Here is a 25,624-nt window from a genome sequence, read left to right as displayed (position 1 = left end):
CTCGAAGCGGAACGTGATCACCTCGAGCCGTCGACGTCCTGCACAAAACGGCACTGATCGTCCAGAAAGCCTGCGGCGAACAATGATCGGGGCGCGGAGATGGCAACAACGATCGTCTTGATCGTGCTGTCCTCGATGTCCTTGCGTACCAAGGAGTGCGTGGCGTTGCGGTAATGCTCAATACGCAGCAGATCGGCCGGGATCAGTTGGCGGTAGCGCGCTTCGGTGTCGGCGACGTCGACATTGATGTCGTAGTCGGCCAGGGTGAGCAGCACGGGGATACGGACCGCGGCGAGGTCGGCGGAGGCGTCGGCGGCGTAGTTCCGCTGGATGAAGTGCCAGCGCTGTGCGGTCATGTCCGAGGTGACGGCGCCTGCCGCACGGGCTTGTTCGAAGGTCGCGCCCTCGCGCAATAGTTGGCGGGGGCGTTCGCTGTCGGCGATCGCGGCGTCGATCCGCGCTGGGCCGGCGTGCTCGGCGGTCAGCTTGGCAATCGTGTGGTAGCGACCTTGCTGGAGCCAATTCACGGCAGGCGAAACGGCGATCATGAACTGCAAGCCCGGATCTCGTGCGGCTACCGCGGGCAAGACCCAGCCCGCTTGGCTCGCACCCCATAGCCCGATCCGTGCCGTATCGATCTCGGAACGCGTTCTGGCCCAGGCGATCGCGTTGAGAGTCTCGGCGGTCCGGTCAGCCATGGTCTGGTTCAGCCAGTCACCGGGCGCTCCCGCCACACCGGGCTTGTCCCAGGACAGTGACGCATACCCCGCCTGCGCCAACGACTCCCAGATCGGGCGGTAGAACGTGTCGTGCGTCGCGTCGATCGGCCCGTCGCCGTGAACAAAAACTACCAACCCGAACGGTGCCGTGCCTTCCTCGGGTAGCGCGAGCACACCATGCAGCGGCTGCGCGCCGCCGGGAATGGTGACGCGTTGTTCCCGCAGGTCGTAGCTGTTCTGATACACGACCCAGCCACCGGCCGCCCCGATCAGCGCCAGGACCACGGTGAGCGACAACAGCATTCGGCGGCGTCGCGAAATAGGTTGAGCGCGCGATGTTCCCGGTTCGGCACGGGAGACTCCGGGCTGAGCCCGCGAGCTTTCCGAGGACATATCCACTCCAATCGTTCGTTCTGAAAGCCATCGTTTGCATGCTGAGCGCATCGGTATCGACCGGGCCGAGTGCTCACGGTCTAGACGTCCACGCCGCCTCGGCTTTTCCGGGCCTACGCCGGTGGCCTCAGCCGTATCGCGGAACACGCTGCCCCCCAATATATTTCGTAGCAACCGAAACCGTCAGTGCGAGTACCGACGCCGCGGCGGTCAGCACGGTTGTCGCGAACCAGAATCGCGTCCACGTCGGCGGCACCGGCGTGAGCAGCACCAGCAACGCCGAGTAGATCACCACACCTCTGCATAGGCGTCGCTCGCACCGGAGCTGTTGCCGGAGCGCGGTCGCGCCCGTCCATGCTCGCGGGCCTACTACGCCTCGCCAGGTGTGCAGCGTCAGGAACCACATCGCGATGAGCAATCCCAAGCCGAGCAACTGAATCCAGTCCGGGAGCTCGACGTCGGGCCCGCTGAGCGGCAGCGCAACCGACGCGAAGGCGACGCCGCCCGCAGCCTCGATCAGGATGAGCCGCCGCACCGGCCCGATCGGCGTCTCGCGCAGCGACCTTGATTCTGAATCGTTCATGTTACCGTCGATCGTAGACGTAATGAACAGTATTGCGTAGTCGAAGGAGGATGGCATGCGGGTTCTGGCATTGGGCGGCGCGGGCGCGATGGGGTCGGTGGCGGTGCGGACCGCGGCAGGCCTACCCGGCGTGCAGGAGATCATCGTGGCCGACCGCGATGTGGTCGCGGCACAGGATGTCGTCGACAGGTTGTCCGGTTCGGGCGCTGAACTGCGGGCCAGCCGGGTCGATGTGACCGACCGCGCAGCGCTCTACGCCGCACTCCGTGAAGTCGATGTCGTGCTCAATACCGTTGGCCCGTATTACCGTTTCGGCCTGACGGTGCTGCGCGCGGCGATCGATACCGGGACGCACTACCTCGACATCTGCGACGACTGGGAACCCACGATGCAGATGCTCGAATACGACGGCGATGCGCGCGCCGCAGGCGTCTGCGCGATCGTCGGGATCGGCGCGAGTCCCGGGGTGAGCAATCTGCTGGCGGCCCGCGCCGCTCGCGAACTCGACCGTGTCGAGGACATCTACACCGCCTGGCCGGTGGATGTGCCCGGTGCCGGCAGCTCGGACGGCCTCGAGCTCACGGGCCCGAACGGGTTACCGAGCGCGGCGGCCGTGCACTGGATGCAGCAGATCAGCGGAACGATCACGGTGGTCCGCGCAGGGCAGCTGGTCCAGGAACCGCCGTTGCGGCCGGTGCCGTTGACCCTGCCCGGTGGGCGGAGTGGCACCGCTTACACCGTCGGCCATCCCGAACCGGTCACCCTGCACTGGACTCTGCAACCGGCCGGACGCGTGGCGAATCTGATGATCGTCACGCCCGGCACCGCAGCCTTCCTGGACGTGGTGCGCACCGACATCGACAAGGGCGCGCTCACCAACGAAACCGCGGCCGCCGAATTGGCCGCGCCCACCCTGTGGCGTGGGCTGCGGTCGATGGCACGGTCCCGGCGCTTCGCCGCACCGGGGAATCTGCCGCCGTTCTTCGCGGTCGCCACCGGTACCAAAGACGGTGTGCCGCTGTCGATCCTGGCCCATGTGGGCTCCGCATTGATCGACGACATGGCGGAAGCCACCGGAATTCCGTTGGCGCTCGGGCTTTCTCAGCTGGTCGACGGTGTGGCGACACGTCCGGGGGTGCATCCTCCCGAGGCGATCCTCGAGGCAGACCGGTTCTTCGCCGACCTCGCCGGACATACCTGCGACGTCGTCATCGAACAGGCACCGCTCGCCTCGGTCACAGTCGCTTCGAGAGGCTGACAACCCATCGGTGCCGAATAGCGCTCTGACACCTGCACGTTCCTGCTTTCCGAGCCGCAGACCATGGTTCGTGGGTACGGTCGCGATCATGGCGAATGATGTGTTGGTACTGGGGGCCGGAGTCATCGGACTGACCACCGCGGTGTGCCTGGCGGAGGAGGGGCATCAGGTTCGGGTGTGGGCGGAACTGCCGCCGGAGCGAACAACCTCGGCGGTGGCGAGCGGATTGTGGGGACCCGGCGCCACGGCACGGGATCTGGCGTGGAGCCGCGTCACGTTCACCGAGTTCTCCCGACTGGCCGACGATCCGGCGTCCGGCCTGCATTTCGAACGCGGACTTCAGGTTTCACGGTTCTGGTCCGAACCGCCCGCCTGGATCGGCGAGCTGGCCGACCTGGAAATGTGCGCCCCCGACGAACTGCCCGACGGCATGCTGATCGGGTTCCGGAGCACCGCCCCGCTGATCGATCTGCCGCGCTACCTGCGCTACCTGACCGGTCGGCTGGCGGCACAGAACGTCACGATCGAGCAGCGGACGGTGCGCGATCTCACCGAGGCCGCGGCCGCGTCGCCCATCGTGGTGAACTGCACCGGCGTGGCAGCGGCCGTACTCGCCGGCGACGACGCCGTGCAACCGGTCCGCGGACAGCACGTGATCGTCCGCAACCCCGGCATCACCGACTTCTACGTCGAGCTCGGCGCTCCCACCGAATGGGCCGGATTCTTCCCGCACGGCGACCGTTTGATCCTCGGCGGCGTGCGCCAACGCGGCGAGTGGAGCCTCGACCCGGACCCCGAGGTGGCCGACCAGATCCTGCGCCGCTGCATCGCCGTCGAACCCAAACTCGCCGCAGCGGACGTGATCGGCCATGAGGTCGGCCTCCGCCCCGGTCGCGCCGAAGCCAGGCTCGACGAGGAGCGCATCGGTGCGTCCAGGATCGTGCACAACTACGGCCACGACGGATGGGGTGTCAGCCTTTCATGGGGCAGCGCCCGCGAGGTCGCGAGGATGCTCGCCGACTGATCCAGCCCGCAGGCCTCTCAGGAATGCAGAAAGCCCCGGTCAGCTGAGTGACCGGGGCTTCGACAAGAGCGGATGACGGGATTTGAACCCGCGACCCTCACCTTGGCAAGGTGATGCGCTACCACTGCGCTACATCCGCGTTCGCATCTCGAATACTCGGTGATGCGAGATGGAACTTTAGCCGATGCGCGGCGGAAAATGCCAATCCGCGATCATGCGGCCTGTTCGGCGGCCGCGGGGTTGCGGCGCAGGCCGAGTCCGGCGGCGGTCAGGCAGGCCAGCGACACGACCACGACGAACCAGGGGAACACCGCGCTCAGGCTCCAGGTGGTGGCGGCCCAGCCGGCCAGGATGGTCGGCAACGCCATCGCGGTGTAGGCGAGCAGGTAGTACGCCGACATGGTTTCGCCCCGCTTGTGTTGCGGCACAACCTCGGACAGGTGGCGCAGCGATCCGCCGAAGCCGAGTCCGAAGGTGGCGCCGAGCAAGACACCGGCCAGCAGCACCACGACCCAGTTGCCGGTGTGCAGGGCGGGCACGGTGAGTAGCAGCGCCACCGCCATCCCGGTGTCGCCGCCGATGGCCGCGCGGCGGGCCGGAATCTTGGTCGCGAACAGCTGCGAGGTGGCGCCGGCCAGTGCGGTCGACGCGACCACCGCGCCGCCGAAAACCAAGTTGTGGATGCCGGTTTCGGCCGAGGCGAGCGACGGGTACAGCGACAGCAGCACGCCGAGCACCGACCAGGCCGCCATCACGCCGAGCGCGGAGAACCAGAAGTCGCCGCGAATCTCCGGCGGCACAGAGGGTTTCGCGATCCGGATCCGGCCCGGGATGCGGCCGGTGTGCGGTTCCTCCAACGCGATGACGCCGATGCCGATGAGCAGACAGATGACGGTGATGACGACGTACGGCAGCCGCAGCGGGTGCGGCGCGTACTGCGCGAGCAGGGCCGAGCCCAGAATCGCCACTGCCATACCGACATTGAACGCCACACCGGTGAGCTGACCGGATCGCGCGCCGTGCTTGGGTCGCAGATCCAGCAGGGCCGCCGCACCGGCGACCACCGTCGCGCCGACCGCGAAGCCGTGCAACGCGCGCGCCACCAACAGCATCGCGACATTGTCGGCCAGCAGGAAGACCGCGAGTCCGGCGATCATCGTCACGAAGGCACCGAGCAGCACCGGCTTGCGGCCGACCACGTCGGAGATCTTGCCGGACACCAGCACCGCGCCCAGGGCCGCGAACGCGTAAACGGCGAACACGAAGGTCGTCGTGAGCGGCGAGAAATGCCACTCCTGCTGATACATGCCGTACAGCGGGGCCGGTACCCCGGAGACGCCGAGCGCCACCCCGCCCGCGGCCAGCACCAGGCCGTAGGCCCAGCGCTGTGAGGTCTGCTCGTCGGCGGCGGGCAGCACTGTCGCTGTCATCGAAACTCCGATCCGGTAGGTTTGATGATGATCGAACCGCGTACGACACTACAGCTGGTATGACGATCATCAAACCATGGAGTGAGGTAGATCATGACCGAAGCTAAGGAAGCGGCAGTCGAGGCCCCGCCGGTGGCGGCGCTGTCCACCGTGCTCGGCGCGATACAGGACCCCATCCGCCTGGAGATGGTGCGGCGGCTGAGCAATGCCGGCACCGCGGTCCGCTGCAACGAGCTCTACGACGTGATCAACAAGTCGACCGCGACCCACCACTTCAAGATCCTGCGCGAGGCAGGGGTCATCGAACGGGTGATCGTCGACGGTCAGATCTGGCAGCGGCTACGGGCTCGCGACCTGGAAACCGCCCTCCCCGGCGTGGTGTCCGCGGTCGTCGAGGCCGCCAACCGCGCGACTACAGACTGACTCCGCTTCGCCGAGTTCGGGCGCCGAGCCGCAGACGGCAGGTGATCAGCGACGGGTCGATGCGACGACATCCTGGCGGCTCCGCAGGTGACGGATCGACGCAACGACAACCCGGCACTCCGCAGGAGACGCGTCAGCCCTCGACCAATCTCCGCACCGCGGCAGGCAATTCGCGGGTCCGCTTGTACGGCCCCGCAACCGACGCCGCAAACGGACGTCCCAGCAGCGTGCTGGCAATAGCCGACACCTCGTCGGTGGTCACCGCGTCGATCCGCGCCAACGTCTCCGACACGCTCCGATGGTTTCCGTAACTGAGTTCACTGCGCCCGATGCGGTTCATCCGGGACGCGGAATCCTCCAGCCCCAGCACGAGCCCACCACGCAGCGACCCCTTGGCCCGGGCACATTCGGCATCCGTAATGCCGTTGGCCGCAACCTCTTCGAGCACCCCGCGCGCCAAAGTGGCAACCTTGCCGAGGTTCTCCGGCTGACAGCCGATGTACACCGAGAACGCGCCGGTATCGGCGAAGGTGTCCACGCTGGAGTACACCGAGTACGCCAGCCCGCGTTCCTCCCGGATCCGCTGGAACAGCCGGGAACTCAGCCCGCCGCCGACCACCGTGTTGAGCACCGAGAGCGGCCAGCGCCGCTCCCCCTCGTGCCGCCCGAAGGCGCGCACCCCGAACGCCAGGTGCGCCTGCTCGCTCTCGCGGTGGCTCCAGTGCAGTTCGGGATCGCTGGCCGGGCGGAACCGCCCCTCGCGACGCTTGGCGGGCGTGGCCGCCGGGTCGAGCCGATTCTCGAACGCGCGGTGCACCAACTCCACCGTGTGCTCGTGTTCGACATTGCCCGCGACCGCGACGACCATGCGGTCCGGCCGGTAGCGCCGCAGGTGAAAACCGCGCAACTGTCCGGCGTGCATCGATTCGATGGATTCGATCGAGCCGATCACCGGCCGCCCGATCGGATGGTCACCGAACAGCGCGGACAGGAACGCGTCGCCGACCAGATCTTCCGGGTCGTCGTCGCGCATGGCGATCTCTTCCAGCACCACCTGACGTTCCAGGTCGACGTCCTCGGCGCGGCACAGCCCGTTGAGCACCACGTCGGAGACCATGTCCACGGCCAGCGGCAGGTCCTCGTCGAGCACGTGCGCGTAGTAGCAGGTCTGCTCTTTCGCGGTGAACGCGTTGAGCTCACCGCCGACGGCGTCCATCGCCTGCGCGATGTCCAGCGCCGTGCGCGTCGGTGTCGCCTTGAACAGCAAGTGTTCTAGAAAGTGGGCCGCACCGGCGACGGTGGGGCCTTCGTCGCGCGAGCCGACACCCACCCAGACGCCGATCGAGGCCGAGCGCACGCCCGGCACATGTTCGGTCACCACACGCAGCCCGCCGGGTAGCACGGTGCGCTGTACGCCGGGGTCGGTCATGTTGGCTCGCAGCTCCAGTGACGAACCCCCCTGCTCGCGTCGGAGCAGAGGGGCTGTCGTCTTCTTCGTCGTCACAAAGACAAGTACTACTCGGTCGCTGCCGCGCCCGCATCAACGGTGTCGGCTTCGGCCGGCTCTTCGGCGTTCTCCTCGACCGGGACCAGCGAGATCTTGCCGCGGTTGTCGATATCGGCGATCTCGACGCGCAGCTTGTCGCCGACGTTCACCACATCTTCGACCTTGGCGACGCGCTTGCCGTTGCCCAGCTTGGAGATGTGCACCAGGCCGTCGCGGCCCGGCAGCAGCGACACGAACGCGCCGAAGGCGGTGGTCTTGACGACCGTGCCCAGGAAGCGCTCGCCGACCTTCGGCAGCTGCGGGTTCGCAATGGCGTTGATCTGGTCGATCGCCGCCTGCGCCGCAGGGCCGCTGGTCGCACCGACGTAGACCGTGCCGTCATCCTCGATGGAGATGTTGGCGCCGGTCTCCTCGGTGATCTGGTTGATCACCTTGCCCTTGGGCCCGATCACCTCGCCGATCTTGTCGACCGGGATCTTGATCGCGGTGACGCGCGGGGCGTACTGGCTCATCTCGTCCGGGGTGTCGATGGCCTCGGCCATGACCTCCAGGATGGCGGTGCGCGCGTCGTGCGCCTGGCTCAGCGCACCGGCGAGCACCTGCGAGGGGATGCCGTCGAGCTTGGTGTCGAGCTGCAGCGCGGTGACGAAGTCACGGGTGCCCGCGACCTTGAAGTCCATGTCGCCGAAGGCATCCTCGGCGCCGAGGATGTCGGTCAGTGCGACGTAGCGCACCTCGTCCTCGCCCCTGTCGTTCTTGACCGTGTCCGACACCAGGCCCATGGCGATACCGGCGACCGGCGCCTTCAGCGGCACACCGGCGTTCAGCAGCGACAGGGTCGAGGCGCAGACCGAGCCCATCGAGGTGGAACCGTTGGAGGACAACGCCTCCGACACCTGACGGATGGCGTACGGGAACTCTTCCTGGCTCGGCAGCACCGGCATCAGGGCCCGCTCCGCGAGCGCGCCGTGGCCGATCTCGCGACGCTTCGGCGAGCCGACGCGACCGGTCTCACCGGTCGAGTACGGCGGGAAGTTGTAGTGGTGCATGTAGCGCTTGCTGGTCTCCGGGCCGAGCGAGTCGACCTGCTGGGCCATCTTCACCATGTCGAGGGTGGTGACGCCGAGGATCTGCGTCTCGCCACGCTCGAACAGCGCCGAACCGTGCGCCCGCGGCACCACGGCGACCTCGGCCGACAGCGCGCGGATGTCCGCGAGACCGCGGCCGTCGATGCGGAAGCCGTCGGTCAGGATCCGCTGGCGCACCAGCTTCTTGGTGACCGAGCGGAACGCGGCACCCAGTTCCTTCTCGCGACCGGTGAAGTCGTCGCCGAGCCGGGACAGCACGTCGAGCTTGATCTCGTCGATCTTCGCTTCGCGCTCCTGCTTGTCGGCGATGCCGAGCGCCTCGCTCAGCTCACGCTTCGCGGTGCCCTCGACGGCCTCGTAGACATCGGACTGGTACGGCGGGAACAGCGGGAACTCGCCGACCGGCTTGGCGGCCAGCTCGGCCAGATCCTGCTGCGCCTTGCACAGTCGGGCGATAAACGGCTTGGCGGCTTCCAGGCCCTCGGCCACGACGGCCTCGGTCGGCGCCTGCGCGCCGCCCTCGACCAGCGCGATGACCTTGAGGGTGGCCTCGGCCTCGACCATCATGATCGCGACGTCACCGGACTCGACCACGCGGCCCGCGACGACCATGTCGAACACGGCGCCCTCGAGCTGCTCCACGGTCGGGAACGCGACCCACTGGCCTTCGATCAGCGCGACACGCACGCCACCGATGGGGCCGGAGAACGGCAGACCGGAGATCTGGGTGGACGCGGACGCGGCGTTGATCGCCACCACGTCGTACAGGTCGTTGGGGTCAAGGCTCATGACCGTGACGACGACCTGGATCTCGTTGCGCAGGCCGTCGACGAACGACGGGCGCAGCGGGCGGTCGATCAGGCGGCAGGTCAGGATCGCGTCGGTGGACGGACGGCCCTCACGACGGAAGAACGAGCCGGGGATGCGGCCGGCGGCGTACATGCGCTCTTCGACATCGACCGTCAGCGGGAAGAAGTCGAACTGGTCTTTCGGGTGCTTGCCCGCGGTGGTTGCGGACAGCAGCATCGTCTCGTCGTCCAGGTAAGCGACGACCGAGCCTGCGGCCTGACGGGCCAGCCGGCCGGTCTCGAAGCGGATGGTGCGGGTGCCGTAGCTGCCGTTGTCGATCAGCGCGACGGACTCGAACACACCGGGCTCGACCTCTACGGCCGAGGACTTGCGTTCAGTTGTTTCGGACATTCTCTTCTCTCAACCTCTCGTCTTCGCCGGATCGAGCGCCCAACGGCGCGATCCGACTCTTCGTCAGCCATACCTGGTACGGACGCGCGGCAACCATCCTGGCCGCGGCGCGCACACCCGGCCGAATCCCCTTGGATCACGGCGACGCGGAGGCGGTCATCGATCGAAGCCCGCCGGCGGTATATCCCCTGCCGGGAGGCCACTACCGAAGACCGACGCCACGCAGGCGGGTGCATACGGCTGTGCAATGTTGTCGTGTATCGGACCGCCTATGCCAATGCGGTCGCCCATATACACGAATAGCCAACGGGGAGATTGTACGTCTCCCCGCTGGCCGGGTCTCCGGCTACCTCGGGTAGCCGGCGTGTGGAGCGATCAGCGGCGCAGGCCGAGACGCTCGATCAGCGAACGGTAGCGCTGGATGTCGTTGGCGGCCAGGTACTTCGAGAGCCGACGACGACGACCGATCAGCGCGAGCAGGCCGTGCCGGGTGTGGTGATCGTGCTTGTGCACCTTCAGGTGCTCGGTGAGGTCGGAGATCCGCTTGGACAGCATCGCGATCTGGGCCTCCGGCGAGCCGGTGTCCTTCTCGTGCAGGCCGTATTCCTTGAGAATCGCCGACTTCTGTTCAGTGGTCAGAGCCATGAGGCATCCACTCCCTATTTCAGTACCGCGCTCGAATTTCCGGTTACCCGGGATGGGTGCCACCGCGGACCGCAGCAAACCCGAGGATCTACCTTACCGGATCGCAATCGCTGGGCCGAATCGGCTAGGTGATCGCCGGTCATGGAGGCCGGGCCGATCGGATTCGCACCGGCTACGGCGCCTGCGTTGCTCAGCCGCGGCGCACAACGGCTCGGCCTGGCCGGCTACCGGTCGTCCACGGCGGCGAGGATCTTGCGGGCCTTCTCCACGTCACGCTGCATGTGCTCGATGAGCTCGTCCACCGAGTTGAACTTGCGCTGACCACGCACGTGGTCGACGAAATCGACCGCGACGTGCTGGCCGTAGAGATCGGCCTCGCCGTCGAGCACGTAGGCCTCGACGGTGCGGGCGCGGCCGGAGAAGGTGGGGTTGGTGCCGACCGAGATGGCGGCCATCGCCCGCTCACCCGGGGTGACGGTGCCGATGGTCGGGCCGGGGCCGAGCACGGTGAACCAGCCCGCGTACACGCCGTCGGCCGGGATCGCGGCGTGCATCGGCGGCGCGACGTTCGCGGTCGGGAAGCCGAGCTGGCGGCCGCGACCGTCGCCGTGCACCACCACCCCCTCGACCCGATGCGGACGGCCGAGCGCCTCGGCCGCGGCGGCCATGTCGCCCGCGTCGACGCAGGCGCGAATGTAGGTGGAGGAGAAGGTGACCGCGTGCTCGCCGAGCAGCTTGACGCCGTCGACCTCGAAGCCCCAGCGGCCACCGAGCTCACGCATGGTTTCGATGGTGCCCGCAGCTTTCTTGCCGAAGGTGAAATTGTCGCCGACCACGACCTCGGCCACATGCAGCCGCTCGACCAGCAGGTCGTGCACGTAGCGCGCCGGGGTCAGTTTCATGAACGTTTGCGTGAAGGGCATCACGCAGAACACGTCGATGCCCAGTTCCTCGGCCAACTCCGCCCGGCGGGTCAGCGTGGTCAGCTGCGCCGGGTGCGAGCCGGGGCGCACCACTTCCATCGGGTGCGGATCGAACGTCATCAGCACCGCCGGGACACCGCGCGCCGCCGCCGATTTCACAGCTCGGCTGATCAGCTGTGCGTGACCGCGGTGCACGCCGTCGAACACACCGATCGTGAGCACACACCGACCCCAGTCCGCGGGCACGTCGTCCAGACCTCGCCATCTCTGCACAGTCGGCAGCTTATATCGCGCAGCTGAACGGGGTTCGACCGAAGCCCGGGTGCGGCCGCCTAGGTCACGCCACGCTTCCAGGGGTGTGTACGCGTGGTGAATCCCGAGTTTCCCCGTGCGGCGAGCTGTGTCAATCGGCAGGCATGTGCTTAAGCTCGGGTATGTGCCCGGTAAACGAGACATCGCCACCCGCCGTGAGCTAGCCGACGCTGCCGCGCCGACCCCGGCCACCAGCGGCACCGCGACGATCGCGCCGGTGCTCTCCTCGGTCGCCCAGGACTATCTCAAGGTGATCTGGACCGCACAGGAGTGGTCACAGGAGAAGGTGTCGACCAAGCTGCTCGCCGAGCGCATCGGGGTGTCCGCGTCCACCGTCTCCGAGGCCGTGCGCAAGCTCGCCGACCAAGGGCTGGTCGAGCACGCCCGCTACGGTTCGATCACCCTCACCGAGGGCGGGCGCCGCGCCGCGATCGCCATGGTGCGCAGGCATCGGCTGATCGAGACGTTCCTGGTCAACGAGCTCGGCTACGGCTGGGACGAGGTGCACGACGAAGCCGAGGTGCTCGAGCACGCCGTCTCCGAACTTCTCATGGCCCGCATCGACGCCAAACTCGGCTACCCCGACCGCGATCCGCACGGCGACCCCATCCCGTCCGTCGACGGCGCCGTACCCACCCCACCGGCCCGCCAGCTCAGCGACTTCCGCGCGGGCGAGTCCGGCCGGGTGGCCCGCATCTCCGACTCGGACCCCGACATGCTCCGCTATTTCGACTCCGTCGGTATTGCGCTGGACACCGCCATCACCGTGCTGGAACGCCGAGATTTCGCCGGCACCATGGCGATTCGGATCGGCACCACCGAGACGCCCACCGATCTCGGTAGTCCCGCCGCCGAAGCCATCTGGCTCACCGCTTAGCCGTCCGACGGGACATGCGGGAGCGGATACCCACACGTTCACGCCGCCATGCCCCGTCCGCTCACCACCCAGCCACCCAACGGGACATACGGGAGCGGTTACTCGCGGTTCCGCGCCGCTATGTCCCGTTGGCTCACTGCCTAGCTGCCCAACGGGACGTGAGGGAGCGGTTACTCGCACGTTCACGCCGCCACGTCCCGTCAGCTCACCACCTAGCCGCCCACCGACCTCGGTAGTCCCGCCGCCGAAGCCATCTGGCTCACGACTTAGCCGTCCAACGGGACCTGCGGAGCGATTACTCGCACGTCCGCGCCGCCCCATGTCCCGTTGGCTTACCCCGTAGTCGCCCAACGGGACACCACGGAGCGACCACTCGCACGTTCACGCCGCCACGTCCCGTCGGCTTCACCACCCAGCCACCCAACGGGACACCACCGAGCGACCACCCGCACGTTCAAACCGCCATGCCCCGTTGGCTCACCGCCTAGCCGCCCAACGGGACATACGGGAGCGGCTACTCGCGGTTTCGCGCCGCAATGTCCCGTTGGCTCACTGCCTAGCCGCCCAACGGGACGTGGGGGAGCGGCTACTCGCAGTTTCGCGCCGTCGTGTCCCGTTCGATGGCGCGGTCAGCAGTTGAAGTACTTCTGCAGGCGGGTGGGGACGCCGTCGGTGGAAGCCTTTGTCCAGCAGACGTTGTGGGGGAAGTAGACGTAGGTGGCCCAGCCGTCGGGGGTGCGGCGGACGATGCGCTGGGTGTCGCCGGGGGCGTCCCAGGCGATGATCGCCCAGTTGCCGTCGCATTCGGTGACGGTGGCGTTGTGGCTGCCGAGTTCGCCGATGTCGTCGAGGTCGTGCACGATCGTTTGCGCGGCGCACGGGGCGGGCAGGTCTGGTTCTTGGAAGCGCAGTTCGCCTGCGGCGAGCTCACCGTCGCGGACGAGGAAGAGGCTGTGCATGCCCTCGGGGACCGGGGTCGTGCCGGGTGGCGGGGTGCCCATGCCGAAGTGGTAGCAGCCGATCGGGACCGAGAAGGTGGCGGCACCGTTGCCGTCGGTAATGGCGTCGCGGCGGAGCACTTCGGTGCTGCCGAGGGGGATGTCGCGCTTCGCCGGGTCGCAAGGCTGGATCAAGCTGAGGTTGACCGGCACGTTCGGGACCGGCGTGCCCGAGAGGGTTCGCGTCCGGATCACCACGGTGCCGGTGCCCTGCGGTGGATTGCCGGGTGGCGGCGGCACGATTTGGGTGGGTGCGGTGGTGGGTACGTTCGACGCCGACGTGGCAGTCGGCACGGTCGTCGACCGATCGGGCGCCGGAGTCGTCGGCTCGTCGCCATTCCCACCACAGGCCGCCGCCAGCACCGCCACCGCGATGACCGCTAACCCCTGCTGCACCATTCTGCGGACAACCATCGCCCTCACCTCCCGATCAGGCCACCAGATACTCGACCTATCGCCGTAACCCACGCCATGGTTACCCCAGGTAAATCCTCATACCCGCTTTGGACTCGAAATCGTTCCGGTCACGTCGAGTGGCACATGGCGGAGACCTGTTCTCGCACTTTGCCGCAGCCATGTGCCACTCGCCGCCGAGAGTGCGGGTGGCCTGGTGTGTCGTCGCGCGGTGCCTGCGCCCCTGGACTTGATCCGGCGAATCAGGCCGACCGCACCGTTGGGTCCAGTCCCGCATGACGGCGGATGGGTGCCCGTTCGAGCGAGCGCCGACCGTTTCTGCGTGAGCTGCTTTGCGCAAGAGGGGGATTCGCACAAGAGCGAAACTTCAAGAGGGAGCACGACCAGCAAGAAGGAGCACGACCAGCCAGGCGAACCACCGAGCGGGACACCGGCCCCGTTCGGTGGCGGGCAGCGCTGCCGTCGGTTCGATCAGGCATAGGTGGGGGCGGATCGGGTTGTAGGAGTGCGGGTTTCGTCGGCGGTGGCCAGCCGCCAGAAGATCGGCGGCAGGACTACTTCGACGGCGGTGAGGACGATCTGGAACCAGTGCGGCCAGCCGTAGACGGCCACGGAGACGGCGCGGCCGACGGCGCCGAGCAGGAAGATGCCGGCCAGCCAGCGGATCACGGTCGAGGGGATCGGGGATTCGCGGGCCGCCCAGATCCAGGCCGCGCCGTAGCCGACGAAGATCGCGCCGAAGAAGCGGCTTTGACTGTCGGCGGTGGCGCCCAAATCGCCCATGTCGGGGACGGCGTCGTTGCCGAGCGCGATGTGCAGGAAGCCGATCGCCACGCAGGCGACTCCCATCACCATGGATAGCCATTTAAGTGTTGCAGCCATGTGTTTCTCCCCGTGGGTGTGCGAATACCGCTGGTGCGCAGTGCGTTCCGCCAGCCATCCGCTAGTAGATGGTTGTCTACTAAGAGACCCTACGACGCTTAGTAGACAAACGTCAACTAGGCTTTTCCGAATGAGTACTCGCCGCCGCCTCTCCCCCGACGAGCGCCGCAAGGTGCTGCTCGAAGCCGGTGCGCGGTTGTTCGCCGAACGCTCCTACGACGCGGTACTGATGGAGGACGTCGCGGCGGCCGCCGGAGTCTCGCGCGCACTGCTCTACCGCCACTTCCCCAGCAAGCGGGACCTTTTCGCGGGCGTCTACGAAGAGGCGGCCGACCAGCTGCTGGTCGCGACGACGTTCGACACCGAACGACCCCTCGCCGAGCAACTCGCCGCAGGGCTCAACACGCACTTCGACTACTTCGAAGCCAACGCCCACAGCGTGCTCGCGGCCAATCGCGTGCTCGCAGGCGATCCCACCATTCAGGCGATCATCGCGGGCGAACTCGGCGAACTCCGCCACCGGCTGCTGGACGTCATGGGCGTCGAAGGCACCACCCGCACCCAGGTGTCCTCAATCCTGATGAGCTGGTTGACTTTCGTCCGCGTACTCACCGTCGAATGGCTGGAGAATAAGCACTTCTCCCGCACGGAGTTGCTCGACATCAGCGTCGGCGCACTCCTCGGTGCCCTGCGACCGATCCTGGGGGAAGAGTTTGCGCCGGTCAGGTAGGTGAGAACCCGGCCTGAGCCACCACTTTTCGCTCGCGAGGCCCCGAATTCGCCGGTCTCGCTGGGATAGTGGCCACTCAGACCGAGGCCGGGCTGGGCGGCACAACGACCGCGCCGCCGACAACCAACCGACCCTCGGAGTCGTCGGCAGGCCGGCCACCAGCCCGCCGGGCAGGTAGCTCGATGCGGAGAACCCGGCCTGAGCTACCACTTTTGGCTCCCGAAGCCGCGAATTCGACCGGCTCGCGAGAGAAGTGTCCGCTCAGGCCGGGTCGCGGTTACCACGACGGGCTGCGGCAACGACCGGGCCGCCGTCAACCAACCAACCCCGGAGCCACTGGCAGGCCACGGCCGCCAGCCCCCGCCCTGCCTGGACAACCAATCGGGCCGCGAATCGACCGATGCGCCCAGCAGAGAACCGGCACCATCACCACCGAGCGCATACAGGTTGCTGCGGGTATCGAGGCCGGCGGCCGTGGTCGGGATCAGCGAGCCGCTTCGACCAGCCCTGCCGACGTAGCCGTGGACCGGCTCATCCGTCGCCCCGACCACTCCGCGACGCGCGGATTCGCGCCGAATGCCGAACCGGCCGAGTCGCGGCCTACAGGTTGGACGGGCGGACGACCATGACGGATGCCGCGCGCTTACCGCTCTCCTGGAGCAGGGCGATCGCGCGACCCTCCTGGTCGATGGCGGCGTAGACGCCGGGCAGGCCGATGGGGTCCAGCCAGCGGCCGTTGCGGAGGTCGTTGGCTTGGTTTTCGTCGATCTCCCTGTGCGGGAAGGCGGTTCGGACCGCCTCGTCCATGTCGAGGCTGAGCAGGGAGGCCTCGGATTCGGCGGCGGTGGCCAATTCGTCCAGAGTGCGGGCGTGTTCGAGGGTGAACGGACCGACTCTGGTGCGGCGCAACGCCGTCAGATGGCCGCCGACGCCGAGCGCGGCCCCGAGGTCGCGGGCCAAAGCGCGCACGTAGGTGCCGGAGGAGCATTCGACGAGCACGTCCAGGTCGACGAACGCACCGTCCTGGATGTCGCGGCGGGCGAGGATGTCGAAGCGGGACACCGTGACCGGGCGGGCGGCCAGCTGCACGTCTTCGCCTGCGCGGTGCCTGGCGTAGGCGCGTTCGCCATCCACTTTGATCGCGCTGACGGTGGCGGGCACCTGTTCGATGTCGCCGGTGAGTTTCGCTGTGTGCGCGGCGATGTCGGTGTCGACGAGGTGCAAGGCCGGAGTGGTCGAGAGCACCTCACCTTCGGCATCGTCGGTGGTGGTGGCCTGACCGAGGCGGATGGTCGCGGTATACGCCTTGGTGGTGAGCGTGAGCAGGCCGAGCAGTTTGGTGGCGCGTTCCACGCCGAGCACCAGTACCCCGGTCGCCATCGGGTCGAGGGTGCCCGCGTGGCCGATCTTCTTGGTGCGCAGCAGCTTCCGGCACTTCGCGACGACGTCGTGGCTGGTCCAGCCGCCGTCCTTGTCGACGATCAGCAGTCCGCCGAGACCGTTCATCAGTCGAGCACGATCGCGGTGAGGATGAAGCCGTCGGTGATCAGCCAGCGGCCGTCGAACGAAAGCAGCGGCACCCCACCGTCGTTCGTCTGCCCGGGCACCAGCAGCTTGCTGTGGAAGGTGCCCCGACCGGAAGTGCCTGAGCTGTCCTGGATCTCGAAGGTGATGTGCGCTTCCTCGAAGCCGAGCCAGCGTGTGGTCAGCGGCCACCATGCCTTGAAGGTCGCTTCCTTCGCGCAGAACAGCAGCCGGTCCAGGTGCAGCGCGGAACCGGTGGACTGCAACCACTCCCGCTCCGGCGGCAGACTCACCGAATCCAGCACACCCTCGGGCAGCGCCGCATGCGGCTCGGCATCGATCCCGATCGAACGGAAACGCATCTTGTGCGCCAAGGCGGCGGCCCGATACCCATCGCAGTGCGTAAGGCTGCCGACGACGCCGCGCGGCCACACCGGCGCGCCCCGCTCCCCCTTGCCGATCGCCACCTGCGGCTCACCGAGCTCCGCCAGCGCCAACCGCGCGCAATACCTGGCCCCGATGAAGTCCCGCCGCCGCTTCTCCACCGCCTTCGCGATGAGATGCTCCTCGGCCGGATGCGCCTTCAGGTCCTCCGGATACTCCAGCAGCTCAGCCGACGCCACACCGGCGGGCAAAATGTTCTCGATCAGTTCCGCCACCCCGAAACTTCAGGCCAGACTCGCGAGCCACTTCCGTATGGCTGGCGCCCGGCGGTCAACGGATGGGCGAGTTTGCCCGTACCCGACGAGTTACCCATGTACACACCAAATCAGTAGTTGCGTTGGGAATCAAATTGCTGGCGCGACATCAGACGCCGCGGCGGCGTTCTGCTTTGGCGCGCATTTCCGCGGCGGCGGCTTCCATTTCGGGGGTGACCTTGAAGTGGCCGCCCCAGTCGTTCAGCGAGCCGGGCGGGTATTCGGGGGCCGGGAGGATTTGGCGGAGTAGGCGTTCGGGGAGGCCGCGGCGTTGCCATTCGCGGGGGTAGCCGAGGGACACCTCTTCGAAGCGGACGCCGTCGTAGTGCGAGGTGCGCGGGATGTGCAGGTGGCCGTAGACCGAGCAGACCACGTTGTAGCGGGTGTGCCAGTCGGCGGTCAGTTCGGTGCCGCACCAGAGCGCGAACTCGGGATAGAACAGAACGTCGGTGGGCTGGCGGACCATCGGGAAGTGATTGATCAGGACCAGCGGCGTCCCCTCGGGTAGCGCGTCCAGCTTGCGCTTGGTGAACTGCACGCGGGCGTGGCACCACGCGTCACGCGTCAGATAGGGGTCCGGGGAGAGCAGGTATTCGTCGGTGGCCACCACATTGCGGTCCCGCGCGATGGCGAGCCCTTCGGCCTTGGTGGTGGCGCCTTCCGGCAGGAACGAGTAGTCGTACAGCAGGAACAGCGGTGCCAGCGTCACCGGCCCGCCGTACTGCTCCGCGCCCGCACCCTCCCACACCGGGAACGGGTCCTCCGGGGTCAGCACGTCGAGGTCGCGGCAGATCGATACGAGGTAGTCGTAGCGGGCGACGCCGGTCATCTGCACCGGATCCTTCGCCGTCGTCCACAGCTCGTGGTTGCCGGGCACCCAGATCACCTTGGCGAACCGGCCGCGCAGCAACTCCAGCGCCCACCGGACGTCGTCGGTCTTCTCCCCCACGTCCCCGGCCACGATCAGCCAGTCCTCCGGCGAGTCGGCGTGGATCTGCTCGACTACCGGCCGATTCCCCTGGTGTCCGACATGAATGTCGCTCACCGCCATCAACTTGGGTATCACCACACCTACCTTGGCACACCCCCACCGCCCCGCGCCCGTCACCCCGCCGCCACGAGCTCGCCCTGTCGCGCGCCAGAAGGCCGGCACTCCTCGACGCCCGTCGGAGATCGAGGTAAGGCCGAGACCATGATCGACGGGACACGGTGGCGGCAATGCGCAAGTGGGGCCGCCGGCATGTCCCGTTCGTCATGTGCGGTGCCCTGCCACCGGTGCGGCTGTGGTTGCCGCGCCGGCTGTGCTTGCCGCGCCGACTGTGCTTGCCGCGCCGGCTGTGGTTGCGGCGCCGGCGGTGCTCGCGGTGGGTGCTGTTGTCGGGATCGGGACGCTGGTTGCCGCAGGCGCGGTTGCGCTGGCGCTCGGCGCGGTCCAGGTCGCGACAGCCCGCCTATACCTGTTGCCGGGGGACTTCAGCGCCGATCTGCGCCCACCGCCCGGACCAGGCGCGCCAGGAGACCGCGACCAACCGCAGCATCATGAAAGCGACCAGCCCGGACCAGATTCCGGCGATACCCCAGTCGAAGACCAGGGAGAGCCAGATGGCGGGGAGGAAGCCGAGGATGGCGGCGGCGAGGGTGCTGGTGCGCAGGTAGGCGGCGTCGCCCGCGCCGAGCAGGACGCCGTCCAGGGCGAAGACGATGCCTGCCACGGGGATGATGCACACGAAGAACCACCACGCGACGTGGGTGCGGTTCAGGACGTCTGGATCGTCGGTGAACAGTTTCGGGATAAGCATGGCGCCCGCGGCAAAGCAGGCTGCCAGGGCGAGGGCGAAGATCTCGGACCACCGGGTGACCCGGGCGGCCAGACCGCGGGCACCGCGCGCGTCACCCGCACCGAGGGCCGCGCCGACCAGAGTTTGGGCGGCGATGGCGAGCGAATCCAGGGTCAGGGCAAGGAAATTCCACAGCTGTAGGACCAACTGGTGAGCGGCAACAGAGGCGGCGCCGAAGCGGGCAGCGACGGCGGCGGCCGAGACGAAGCACGCCTGGAAGGCGAGGCTGCGGGCGATCAGATCACGACCGAGGACCAGCTGCGCACGCATCACCGACCAGTGCGGAACGAGCGAAACACGCTCCCGGACAAGGGCATTCAGAAACAGCCCGGCCATCACCAGCTGACCGGCAACATTCGCGACAGCGGACCCGGGCAACTCCCACCGCGGCGCCCCGAACCATCCGTGCACCAGCACCGGACACAACACCGCCGAAACACCCAGCCCGGCAACAACATAGACGAGCGGCCGCCGAGTCTCCTGCACCCCGCGCAACCACCCGTTCCCCGCCATGGAGATCAAAATCAGCGGCACCCCGAACAGCGCGACGCGCACCCACGCCAATGCCTCGTCCGCGATGTCCCCACCGCCGGAGATCGCATTGATCAGCGGCACCGCGAAAACCTGCACCAGCAGCAGAATCAGCGCACCGACCACGATCGCCAACCACGTCGCCTGCACCCCCTCGGCCACCGCGCCCCGCTCATCCCCCGCACCGTGCCGACGTGCCGCCCGCGCCGTCGTCCCGTAGGAGAGGAACGTCAGCTGCGAACTCACCTGCGCCAGAATCAATCCCCCGACCGCGAGCCCGGCCAACGCCAGCGCCCCCAGCCGCCCGACCACAGCGAGATCGAACAGCAGATACAGCGGCTCGGCCACCAACACCCCCAGCGTCGGCAGCGCAAGCCCGAGAATGCGTCGCGGCCCCACCCCGGCCGCCGAATCCGACGCCGCGGCAACGTGGGCAGCGTCCCCAGAGACGTCAGCAACGAGCGCAGGATCCTCGGTTCTGCCGGAGACCTCCGCACCGCCCGAGCTCATCGAACCCACGAAACCTCCCCGTCGCCGCCTACGATCCTGCCCACGCGAGACTCTGCCACGAGCCACCGACAAACAGCCGAGGCAGGCTCACCCGAGGGCAGCCAGCAACCCGGCAACCAGGTCGTCCGGATTCCCGTAGGCCGTGTACCCAGCGGCAAAACGGTGACCACCCCCACCGAGCGCGGTCGCTATCTCGGCAACGTCCACCCCGTCGTCCGCCCCGGGCCGACTGTCCCTGGCCCGCAACGACACCGTCCACCGGTCGGCGACGCTACTGGATTGCTTGAACACCGCGGCGATCCCCGCTTCCGAGGTGGTGCGGACGATGTCGATGACACTCTCCGCCTCCTCGGAACTCACCCCGGCAATATCCTCACGCCGCACGACCGCATAGACCAGCCCGATACCGCCGTGCACCCCCAGCTCGAGCTGCGCGGTACTCAGCACCCGGGACAGCATGGTCAACCACCCGAACGGATGCGTGTCCAGCAAGGCCCTGGCGATCTCGGCACTATCGATACCGGTGGCGAGCAGCCGCTCGGCCAACTCGTGCGTCCCGGGTCGAACCCACCGAAACGAGCCGGTGTCGGTGACCAGCCCGGCGTAAAGGCAGTGCGCCACTTCGGCATCGATCGGCACGCCCCACGCGTCGAGCAGCCGCACGATCAAACTGGTCGTCGATTCCGCGCCGGCGTCGATCACATTGATCGACCCGAACCGGGTGTTGGACCGATGATGGTCGAGCACCAAAGTGTTTGCAGCCCCGGACATCCGATCGGCCAGCGCACCGAGCCGCCCGGCACTGCCGCAGTCGACCGCCACCAGCAGATCGACCTCGGCGGGCACGTCGCCGGGCGCCACCAGGTGGTGCACACCGGGCAGCGACCGCATCGACTCCGGCAGCTCGGCGGGTTCGGCGAACGACACCCACACCGGGATGCCGCGCCGATGCAGGACCAGCGCCAGCGCGAGACCACTGCCGACGGTGTCGGCGTCCGGTTGCACATGGCAGAGGATGGTGACCGAGCGGGCGGCGTTCAACGCCTCGACGGCAGATTCGAGGTCGACCGCGTCCCGCATCGTCGTCATCGTCTACCGCATGTCACTCTGCGTCGTCGCGTTCGACCTTGTACGGGTCGGCGTCGCCGGCGTGCCTGGCGTTGGCCGCCACTTTCGCCACCTCTTCGTCCGCAGCCTTGGCCCTGGCCAGCAGTTCTTCCATGTCCTTCGCGACCTCGGGCACCTTGTCGAGCACGAACGCCAGGGTCGGCGTGAACTTCACGCCGGTGCCCGCGCCCACCTTCGAGCGCAGCACCCCCTTGGCCTTTTCCAGGCCCGCCGCGGCGCCCTGGTAGTCCGGTTCGGTGTCCAAGGTTTCGCCGAGGACCGTGTAGTACACCGTCGCCTCACGCAGATCGCCGGTGACCTTGGCATCGGTAACGGTCACGAAACCCAGCCGCGGATCCTTGATCTCATATTCGATCGCGGTCGCCACGATCGAGGAAATCCGCTTGGCGAGTCGGCGTGCCCTGGCTTGATCCACCATGGCTGAACCTTCCTCACTCTGTTTATTGTCGGTGGAACCAACGGTCCACTGTGATCAGTCTTCGGGTCCGAAGATCCTGCGGCGTACTGCCAGCAACTGTAACTCCGGACGTGCCGCGACATGCCGCTCACAACGGTCGAGTACCTCGGTCAGGTGCTCCATACCGGAGCTGACCAGGGCAACCCCCAGCAATGATCGGCGATAGCGGTCTTGCTCCCCACCCTCGGCGGCACTCACGCCGAAGCGCTGCAACTCGGCCAGGATCGGCCGGATTACGGAACGCTTCTCTTTCAGTGAATGCACGTCACCGAGCAGAAGATCGAACTCGAGTGCCCCCAGGAACACCTACACACCTCTTTGTGTCGAAAGGCACGAGCTCCGAGAAACTCGCCGCGCACGCCACGCCGAGCGGGTAGCCCGGCGTGACGTGCGGTCGAGAACTCAGTCGCGCGGCTTCTCGCGCAGCTCGTAGGCCTGGATGATGTCGCCTTCCTTGATGTCGTTGTAGGTCAGCGTCAAACCGCATTCGAAGCCCTCACGGACCTCGGTGACGTCGTCCTTTTCCCGCTTCAAGGAAGAGATCGTGACCGTTTCGGCGACCACGACGTTGTCCCGGAGCAAGCGCGCCTTGGCGTTGCGCTTGACCGAACCCTCGAGCACCATGCAGCCGGCGATGTTGCCGACCTTCGACGAACGGAAGATCGCGCGGATCTCGGCACGGCCCAGGTCGACCTCTTCGTAGATCGGCTTGAGCATGCCCTTGAGGGCCTTCTCGATCTCGTCGATGGCCTGGTAGATCACCGAGTAGTACCGGATGTCCACGCCTTCGCGGTTCGCCAGCTCGGTCGCCTTGCCCTCGGCCCGGACGTTGAACCCGATGATGATCGCGTTCGACGCCGATGCCAGGTTGACGTTGGTCTCGGTGACACCACCGACACCGCGGTCGATGACCCGCAGGCGAACCTCGTCGTCGATCTGGATACCGAGCAGCGCCTCTTCGAGGGCCTCGACGGTACCGGAGTTGTCGCCCTTGAGGATCAGGTTGAGCTCCGAAGTCTCCTTCAGTGCGGCATCCAGATCTTCCAGGCTGATCCGCTTGCGGCTGCGCGCGGCCAGTGCGTTGCGCTTGCGCGCATTGCGGCGGTCGGCGATCTGGCGAGCGATCCGGTCCTCGTCGACCACGAGCAGGTTGTCACCGGCGCCCGGCACCGACGTGAAGCCGATGACCTGGACCGGCCGCGACGGCAGCGCCGCGATGACATCCTCGCCGTGCTCGTCGACCATGCGACGGACGCGACCGTAGGCGTCGCCCGCCACGATCGAGTCGCCGACGCGCAGCGTGCCGCGCTGGATGAGCACGGTCGCCACCGGGCCACGACCGCGGTCGAGGTGCGCCTCGATGGCGACACCCTGCGCGTCCATGTCCGGGTTCGCCCGCAGGTCCAGCGCCGCGTCCGCGGTGAGCAGGACGGCCTCGAGGAGCGCATCGATGTTGATGTTCTCCCGCGCGGAGATGTCGACGAACATGGTGTCGCCACCGTATTCCTCGGCAACCAGGTTGTATTCGGTCAGCTGCTGCCGGATCTTGTCCGGGTTCGCGCCTTCCTTGTCGATCTTGTTGACCGCCACCACGATCGGCACGTCGGCCGCCTGCGCGTGGTTGATCGCCTCCACCGTCTGCGGCATGACGCCGTCGTCGGCGGCGACCACCAGGATCGCGATATCGGTGGCCTTCGCACCACGGGCACGCATGGCGGTGAACGCCTCGTGACCCGGGGTGTCGATGAAGGTGATGAGCCGGTCGGTCTCGCCCAGATGAGTCATCACCTGGTAGGCGCCGATGTGCTGGGTGATGCCACCGGCCTCGCCCTCACGGACGTTGGCCTTACGGATCGTGTCGAGCAGTCGAGTCTTACCGTGGTCGACGTGACCCATGACGGTCACCACCGGCGGACGCTGTTCGAGATCGTCCTCGCCGCCGGCATCTTCGCCGTAGGTCAGGTCGAACGACTGCAGCAGCTCGCGGTCCTCGTCCTCCGGGCTGACCACGTGCACGACGTAGTTCATCTCGCTGCCGAGCAGCTCGAGGGTCTCGTCGTTCACCGACTGGGTCGCGGTGACCATTTCGCCGAGGTTGAACAAGGCTTGGACCAAGGCAGCGGGGTTCGCGTCGATCTTCTCCGCGAAGTCCGAGAGCGAGGCGCCACGGGCGAGCCGGATGATCTCGCCGTTGCCGCGAGGCAGGCGAACGCCGCCGATGGCGGGCGCTTGCATGCTCTCGTACTCGGCGCGCTTCGCCCGCTTCGACTTACGGCCACGACGCGGCGCGCCACCGGGACGACCGAACGCACCGGCCGCACCGCCACGACCACCGGGACCACCCGGACGACCGCCGCCGCCACCACCGGGGCGACCGCGGAAGCCACCGGGAGCGCCACCGGCACCGGGCGCACCCGTGCCGGCACCGGCGCCACCACCGGGAGCGCCGCCGCCGCGGTAGCCACCGCCACCGCCGCCGCCACCGGGACGACCTGCGCCGCCACCGCCGCCGGGACGACCGCCGGGACCACCCGGACGACCGGAGCCGGGTCCACCGGCACCGCCCGGACGTGCCGCACGAGACGGCATCGCACCGGGGTTAGGACGAGGAGGCATCGAGCCGGGGCTCGGACGCGGGCCACCGGGACGGGGACCGCCCTGGCCGGGAGCCGGACGTGCGCCACCCTGCGCCGGCGTGCCGGGCCGCGGGCTGCCCTGGGCCGGACCCGGACGGGGACCGCCCTGAGCCGGACCCGGACGCGGGCCACCCTGGCCGGGCGCCGGACGCGGCGCGGGCCGCTCAGGAGCCGACGAATACGGATTGTTGCCGACGCGCGGGGTCTTCGGACCCGGACGCGGGCCCGAGCCACCGGGGCGCGGGGCACCCTGTGCCGGAGCACCGGGACGTTGCTGCTGCTGACCCGGGCGCGCCGCGTTCGGCGTCGGGCGCGGCCCGGCCGGTGCGGGCGCCGAGCTCGCGGTTGCCTCGGTGGACGCCGCGGCGGCGGGTGCCGCCGGTGCGGATTCCTGAGCAGCGGCGGGCTTGGCCGCCGGGGACGGCGTCGGACGTGCCGCGGGTCCCGGCTTCACGGCCGGTCCCTCGCTGGTCCGCGGGGCGCTGGCCTCACGGACGGTTTCCTGAGCCGCTGCGGCCGGGGCGGGCGCGGGAGCCGGCGGACGGGGACCCGGACGCGGGCCGCCTCCTGCGGGCTTCGCGGCCGGACGGGCCGACGAGGACGGGCCGGGGCGTGATCCCGACTTGTTGCCGTTCGCGGGGGCTGATTTCGTTGCGAACGACTCACGCAGTCGACGCGCGACGGGAGCTTCCACCGTCGAGGACGCCGACTTCACAAACTCGCCCTGCTCCTTGAGCGTTGCGAGTAGTTCCTTGCTTGTGACACCGAGCTCTTTAGCCAACTCGTGCACGCGGGCCTTGCCTGCCACTGCTCTCCTCACTGAGAGGTCGAGCAGGTGCTCCCGTTGTTCAGGGACGGGGCCCGCACGACCTCGGGTTATCTCCGATGGACGTTCA

General features: G+C 68.0%; 22 protein-coding genes and 1 tRNA gene. 5 read left to right on the top strand and 18 right to left on the bottom strand.

Annotation, left to right across the window (positions count from 1 at the left end):
- Positions 1–17: 17 nt before the first annotated feature.
- Both IBX18_RS18575 and IBX18_RS18570 read right to left on the bottom strand, forming a co-directional pair.
- Positions 18–1,022, bottom strand: a complete 1,005-nt coding sequence (locus IBX18_RS18575) for a S9 family peptidase (protein ID WP_194834835.1) — start codon at positions 1,020–1,022, stop codon at positions 18–20.
- A 217-nt stretch (positions 1,023–1,239) separates the two neighbouring features.
- Positions 1,240–1,695 carry a hypothetical protein gene (locus tag IBX18_RS18570; protein ID WP_194834834.1) on the bottom strand — a complete coding sequence of 152 codons (456 nt, stop codon included), beginning with the start codon at positions 1,693–1,695 and terminating at the stop codon, positions 1,240–1,242.
- Positions 1,696–1,750: 55 nt separating this feature from the next.
- On the opposite strand from IBX18_RS18570, the gene IBX18_RS18565 reads away from it, so the two are divergent.
- Both IBX18_RS18565 and IBX18_RS18560 read left to right on the top strand, forming a co-directional pair.
- The gene (locus IBX18_RS18565) at positions 1,751–2,953 is read left to right on the top strand and encodes a saccharopine dehydrogenase family protein (protein WP_194834833.1); all 1,203 of its coding nucleotides are present in this window, start codon (positions 1,751–1,753) and stop codon (positions 2,951–2,953) included.
- Between the two features lie 88 nt (positions 2,954–3,041).
- Positions 3,042–3,977 (top strand): FAD-dependent oxidoreductase, encoded by a 936-nt coding sequence (locus tag IBX18_RS18560; RefSeq protein WP_194834832.1) that lies wholly within the window; start codon positions 3,042–3,044, stop codon positions 3,975–3,977.
- A gap of 67 nt (positions 3,978–4,044) precedes the next feature.
- Here IBX18_RS18560 and IBX18_RS18555 read toward each other — a convergent pair.
- Positions 4,045–4,116 (bottom strand) — tRNA-Gly (locus IBX18_RS18555).
- 73 nt (positions 4,117–4,189) lie between these two features.
- Positions 4,190–5,407: an MFS transporter gene (locus IBX18_RS18550; RefSeq protein WP_194834831.1), complete on the bottom strand. Its 1,218-nt coding sequence runs from the start codon at positions 5,405–5,407 to the stop codon at positions 4,190–4,192.
- 93 nt (positions 5,408–5,500) lie between these two features.
- Here IBX18_RS18550 and IBX18_RS18545 point away from each other — a divergent pair, with 93 nt between their 5' ends.
- Positions 5,501–5,830, top strand: a complete 330-nt coding sequence (locus IBX18_RS18545) for a helix-turn-helix transcriptional regulator (protein WP_194834830.1) — start codon at positions 5,501–5,503, stop codon at positions 5,828–5,830.
- A gap of 133 nt (positions 5,831–5,963) precedes the next feature.
- Here the strand turns inward: IBX18_RS18545 and IBX18_RS18540 are convergent, their stop codons facing one another.
- The 4 genes from IBX18_RS18540 to IBX18_RS18525 all read right to left on the bottom strand — a co-directional run bounded on the left by IBX18_RS18540 (position 5,964) and on the right by IBX18_RS18525 (position 11,466).
- Complete coding sequence (locus IBX18_RS18540; protein WP_228541283.1) at positions 5,964–7,259, bottom strand: pitrilysin family protein; 1,296 nt, start codon at positions 7,257–7,259, stop codon at positions 5,964–5,966.
- Positions 7,260–7,345: 86 nt separating this feature from the next.
- Positions 7,346–9,625: a polyribonucleotide nucleotidyltransferase gene (locus IBX18_RS18535; protein WP_194834829.1), complete on the bottom strand. Its 2,280-nt coding sequence runs from the start codon at positions 9,623–9,625 to the stop codon at positions 7,346–7,348.
- A 375-nt stretch (positions 9,626–10,000) separates the two neighbouring features.
- Complete coding sequence (gene rpsO, locus IBX18_RS18530; RefSeq protein ID WP_194834828.1) at positions 10,001–10,270, bottom strand: 30S ribosomal protein S15; 270 nt, start codon at positions 10,268–10,270, stop codon at positions 10,001–10,003.
- A gap of 224 nt (positions 10,271–10,494) precedes the next feature.
- Positions 10,495–11,466 (bottom strand): bifunctional riboflavin kinase/FAD synthetase, encoded by a 972-nt coding sequence (locus tag IBX18_RS18525; protein ID WP_107658273.1) that lies wholly within the window; start codon positions 11,464–11,466, stop codon positions 10,495–10,497.
- Between the two features lie 247 nt (positions 11,467–11,713).
- Between IBX18_RS18525 and IBX18_RS18520 the strand changes: the two genes are divergently transcribed.
- Entirely contained in the window at positions 11,714–12,382 is a 669-nt protein-coding gene (locus IBX18_RS18520; RefSeq protein WP_194834962.1) for a metal-dependent transcriptional regulator, read from the top strand.
- A 629-nt stretch (positions 12,383–13,011) separates the two neighbouring features.
- On the opposite strand, the gene IBX18_RS18515 is transcribed toward IBX18_RS18520, so the two are convergent.
- Positions 13,012–13,794 carry a hypothetical protein gene (locus IBX18_RS18515; protein WP_228541282.1) on the bottom strand — a complete coding sequence of 261 codons (783 nt, stop codon included), beginning with the start codon at positions 13,792–13,794 and terminating at the stop codon, positions 13,012–13,014.
- Positions 13,795–14,265: 471 nt separating this feature from the next.
- Entirely contained in the window at positions 14,266–14,676 is a 411-nt protein-coding gene (locus tag IBX18_RS18510) for a DUF4345 domain-containing protein (RefSeq protein WP_194834827.1), read from the bottom strand.
- A gap of 130 nt (positions 14,677–14,806) precedes the next feature.
- Here IBX18_RS18510 and IBX18_RS18505 point away from each other — a divergent pair, with 130 nt between their 5' ends.
- Positions 14,807–15,406, top strand: a complete 600-nt coding sequence (locus IBX18_RS18505; RefSeq protein WP_194834826.1) for a TetR/AcrR family transcriptional regulator — start codon at positions 14,807–14,809, stop codon at positions 15,404–15,406.
- 600 nt (positions 15,407–16,006) lie between these two features.
- On the opposite strand, the gene truB is transcribed toward IBX18_RS18505, so the two are convergent.
- From truB to infB, 8 genes are all read right to left on the bottom strand, one after another.
- The gene (truB, locus tag IBX18_RS18500; protein ID WP_194834825.1) at positions 16,007–16,912 is read right to left on the bottom strand and encodes a tRNA pseudouridine(55) synthase TruB; all 906 of its coding nucleotides are present in this window, start codon (positions 16,910–16,912) and stop codon (positions 16,007–16,009) included.
- Positions 16,912–17,580 (bottom strand): 4'-phosphopantetheinyl transferase Npt, encoded by a 669-nt coding sequence (gene npt, locus IBX18_RS18495; RefSeq protein WP_194834960.1) that lies wholly within the window; start codon positions 17,578–17,580, stop codon positions 16,912–16,914. Before npt ends, truB begins: the two co-directional genes overlap by 1 nt.
- Positions 17,581–17,737: 157 nt before the next feature.
- Positions 17,738–18,694 carry a metallophosphoesterase gene (locus IBX18_RS18490; RefSeq protein WP_194834959.1) on the bottom strand — a complete coding sequence of 319 codons (957 nt, stop codon included), beginning with the start codon at positions 18,692–18,694 and terminating at the stop codon, positions 17,738–17,740.
- A 385-nt stretch (positions 18,695–19,079) separates the two neighbouring features.
- The gene (locus IBX18_RS18485; RefSeq protein WP_194834958.1) at positions 19,080–20,507 is read right to left on the bottom strand and encodes an MATE family efflux transporter; all 1,428 of its coding nucleotides are present in this window, start codon (positions 20,505–20,507) and stop codon (positions 19,080–19,082) included.
- 87 nt (positions 20,508–20,594) lie between these two features.
- Complete coding sequence (locus IBX18_RS18480) at positions 20,595–21,596, bottom strand: bifunctional oligoribonuclease/PAP phosphatase NrnA (protein ID WP_194834824.1); 1,002 nt, start codon at positions 21,594–21,596, stop codon at positions 20,595–20,597.
- A 13-nt stretch (positions 21,597–21,609) separates the two neighbouring features.
- Entirely contained in the window at positions 21,610–22,053 is a 444-nt protein-coding gene (rbfA, locus tag IBX18_RS18475) for a 30S ribosome-binding factor RbfA (RefSeq protein WP_194834823.1), read from the bottom strand.
- 54 nt (positions 22,054–22,107) lie between these two features.
- A complete protein-coding gene (locus IBX18_RS18470) occupies positions 22,108–22,398 on the bottom strand; it encodes a DUF503 domain-containing protein (RefSeq protein ID WP_194834822.1) in 291 nt (96 codons plus the stop codon).
- Positions 22,399–22,494: 96 nt separating this feature from the next.
- Complete coding sequence (gene infB, locus IBX18_RS18465; protein ID WP_194834821.1) at positions 22,495–25,536, bottom strand: translation initiation factor IF-2; 3,042 nt, start codon at positions 25,534–25,536, stop codon at positions 22,495–22,497.
- Positions 25,537–25,624 lie beyond the last annotated feature (88 nt).

Source organism: Nocardia sp. XZ_19_369 (genome assembly GCF_015355715.1).
Classification (GTDB): Bacteria; Actinomycetota; Actinomycetes; order Mycobacteriales; family Mycobacteriaceae; genus Nocardia.
This window is presented reverse-complemented; position numbering and strand designations above follow the sequence as displayed.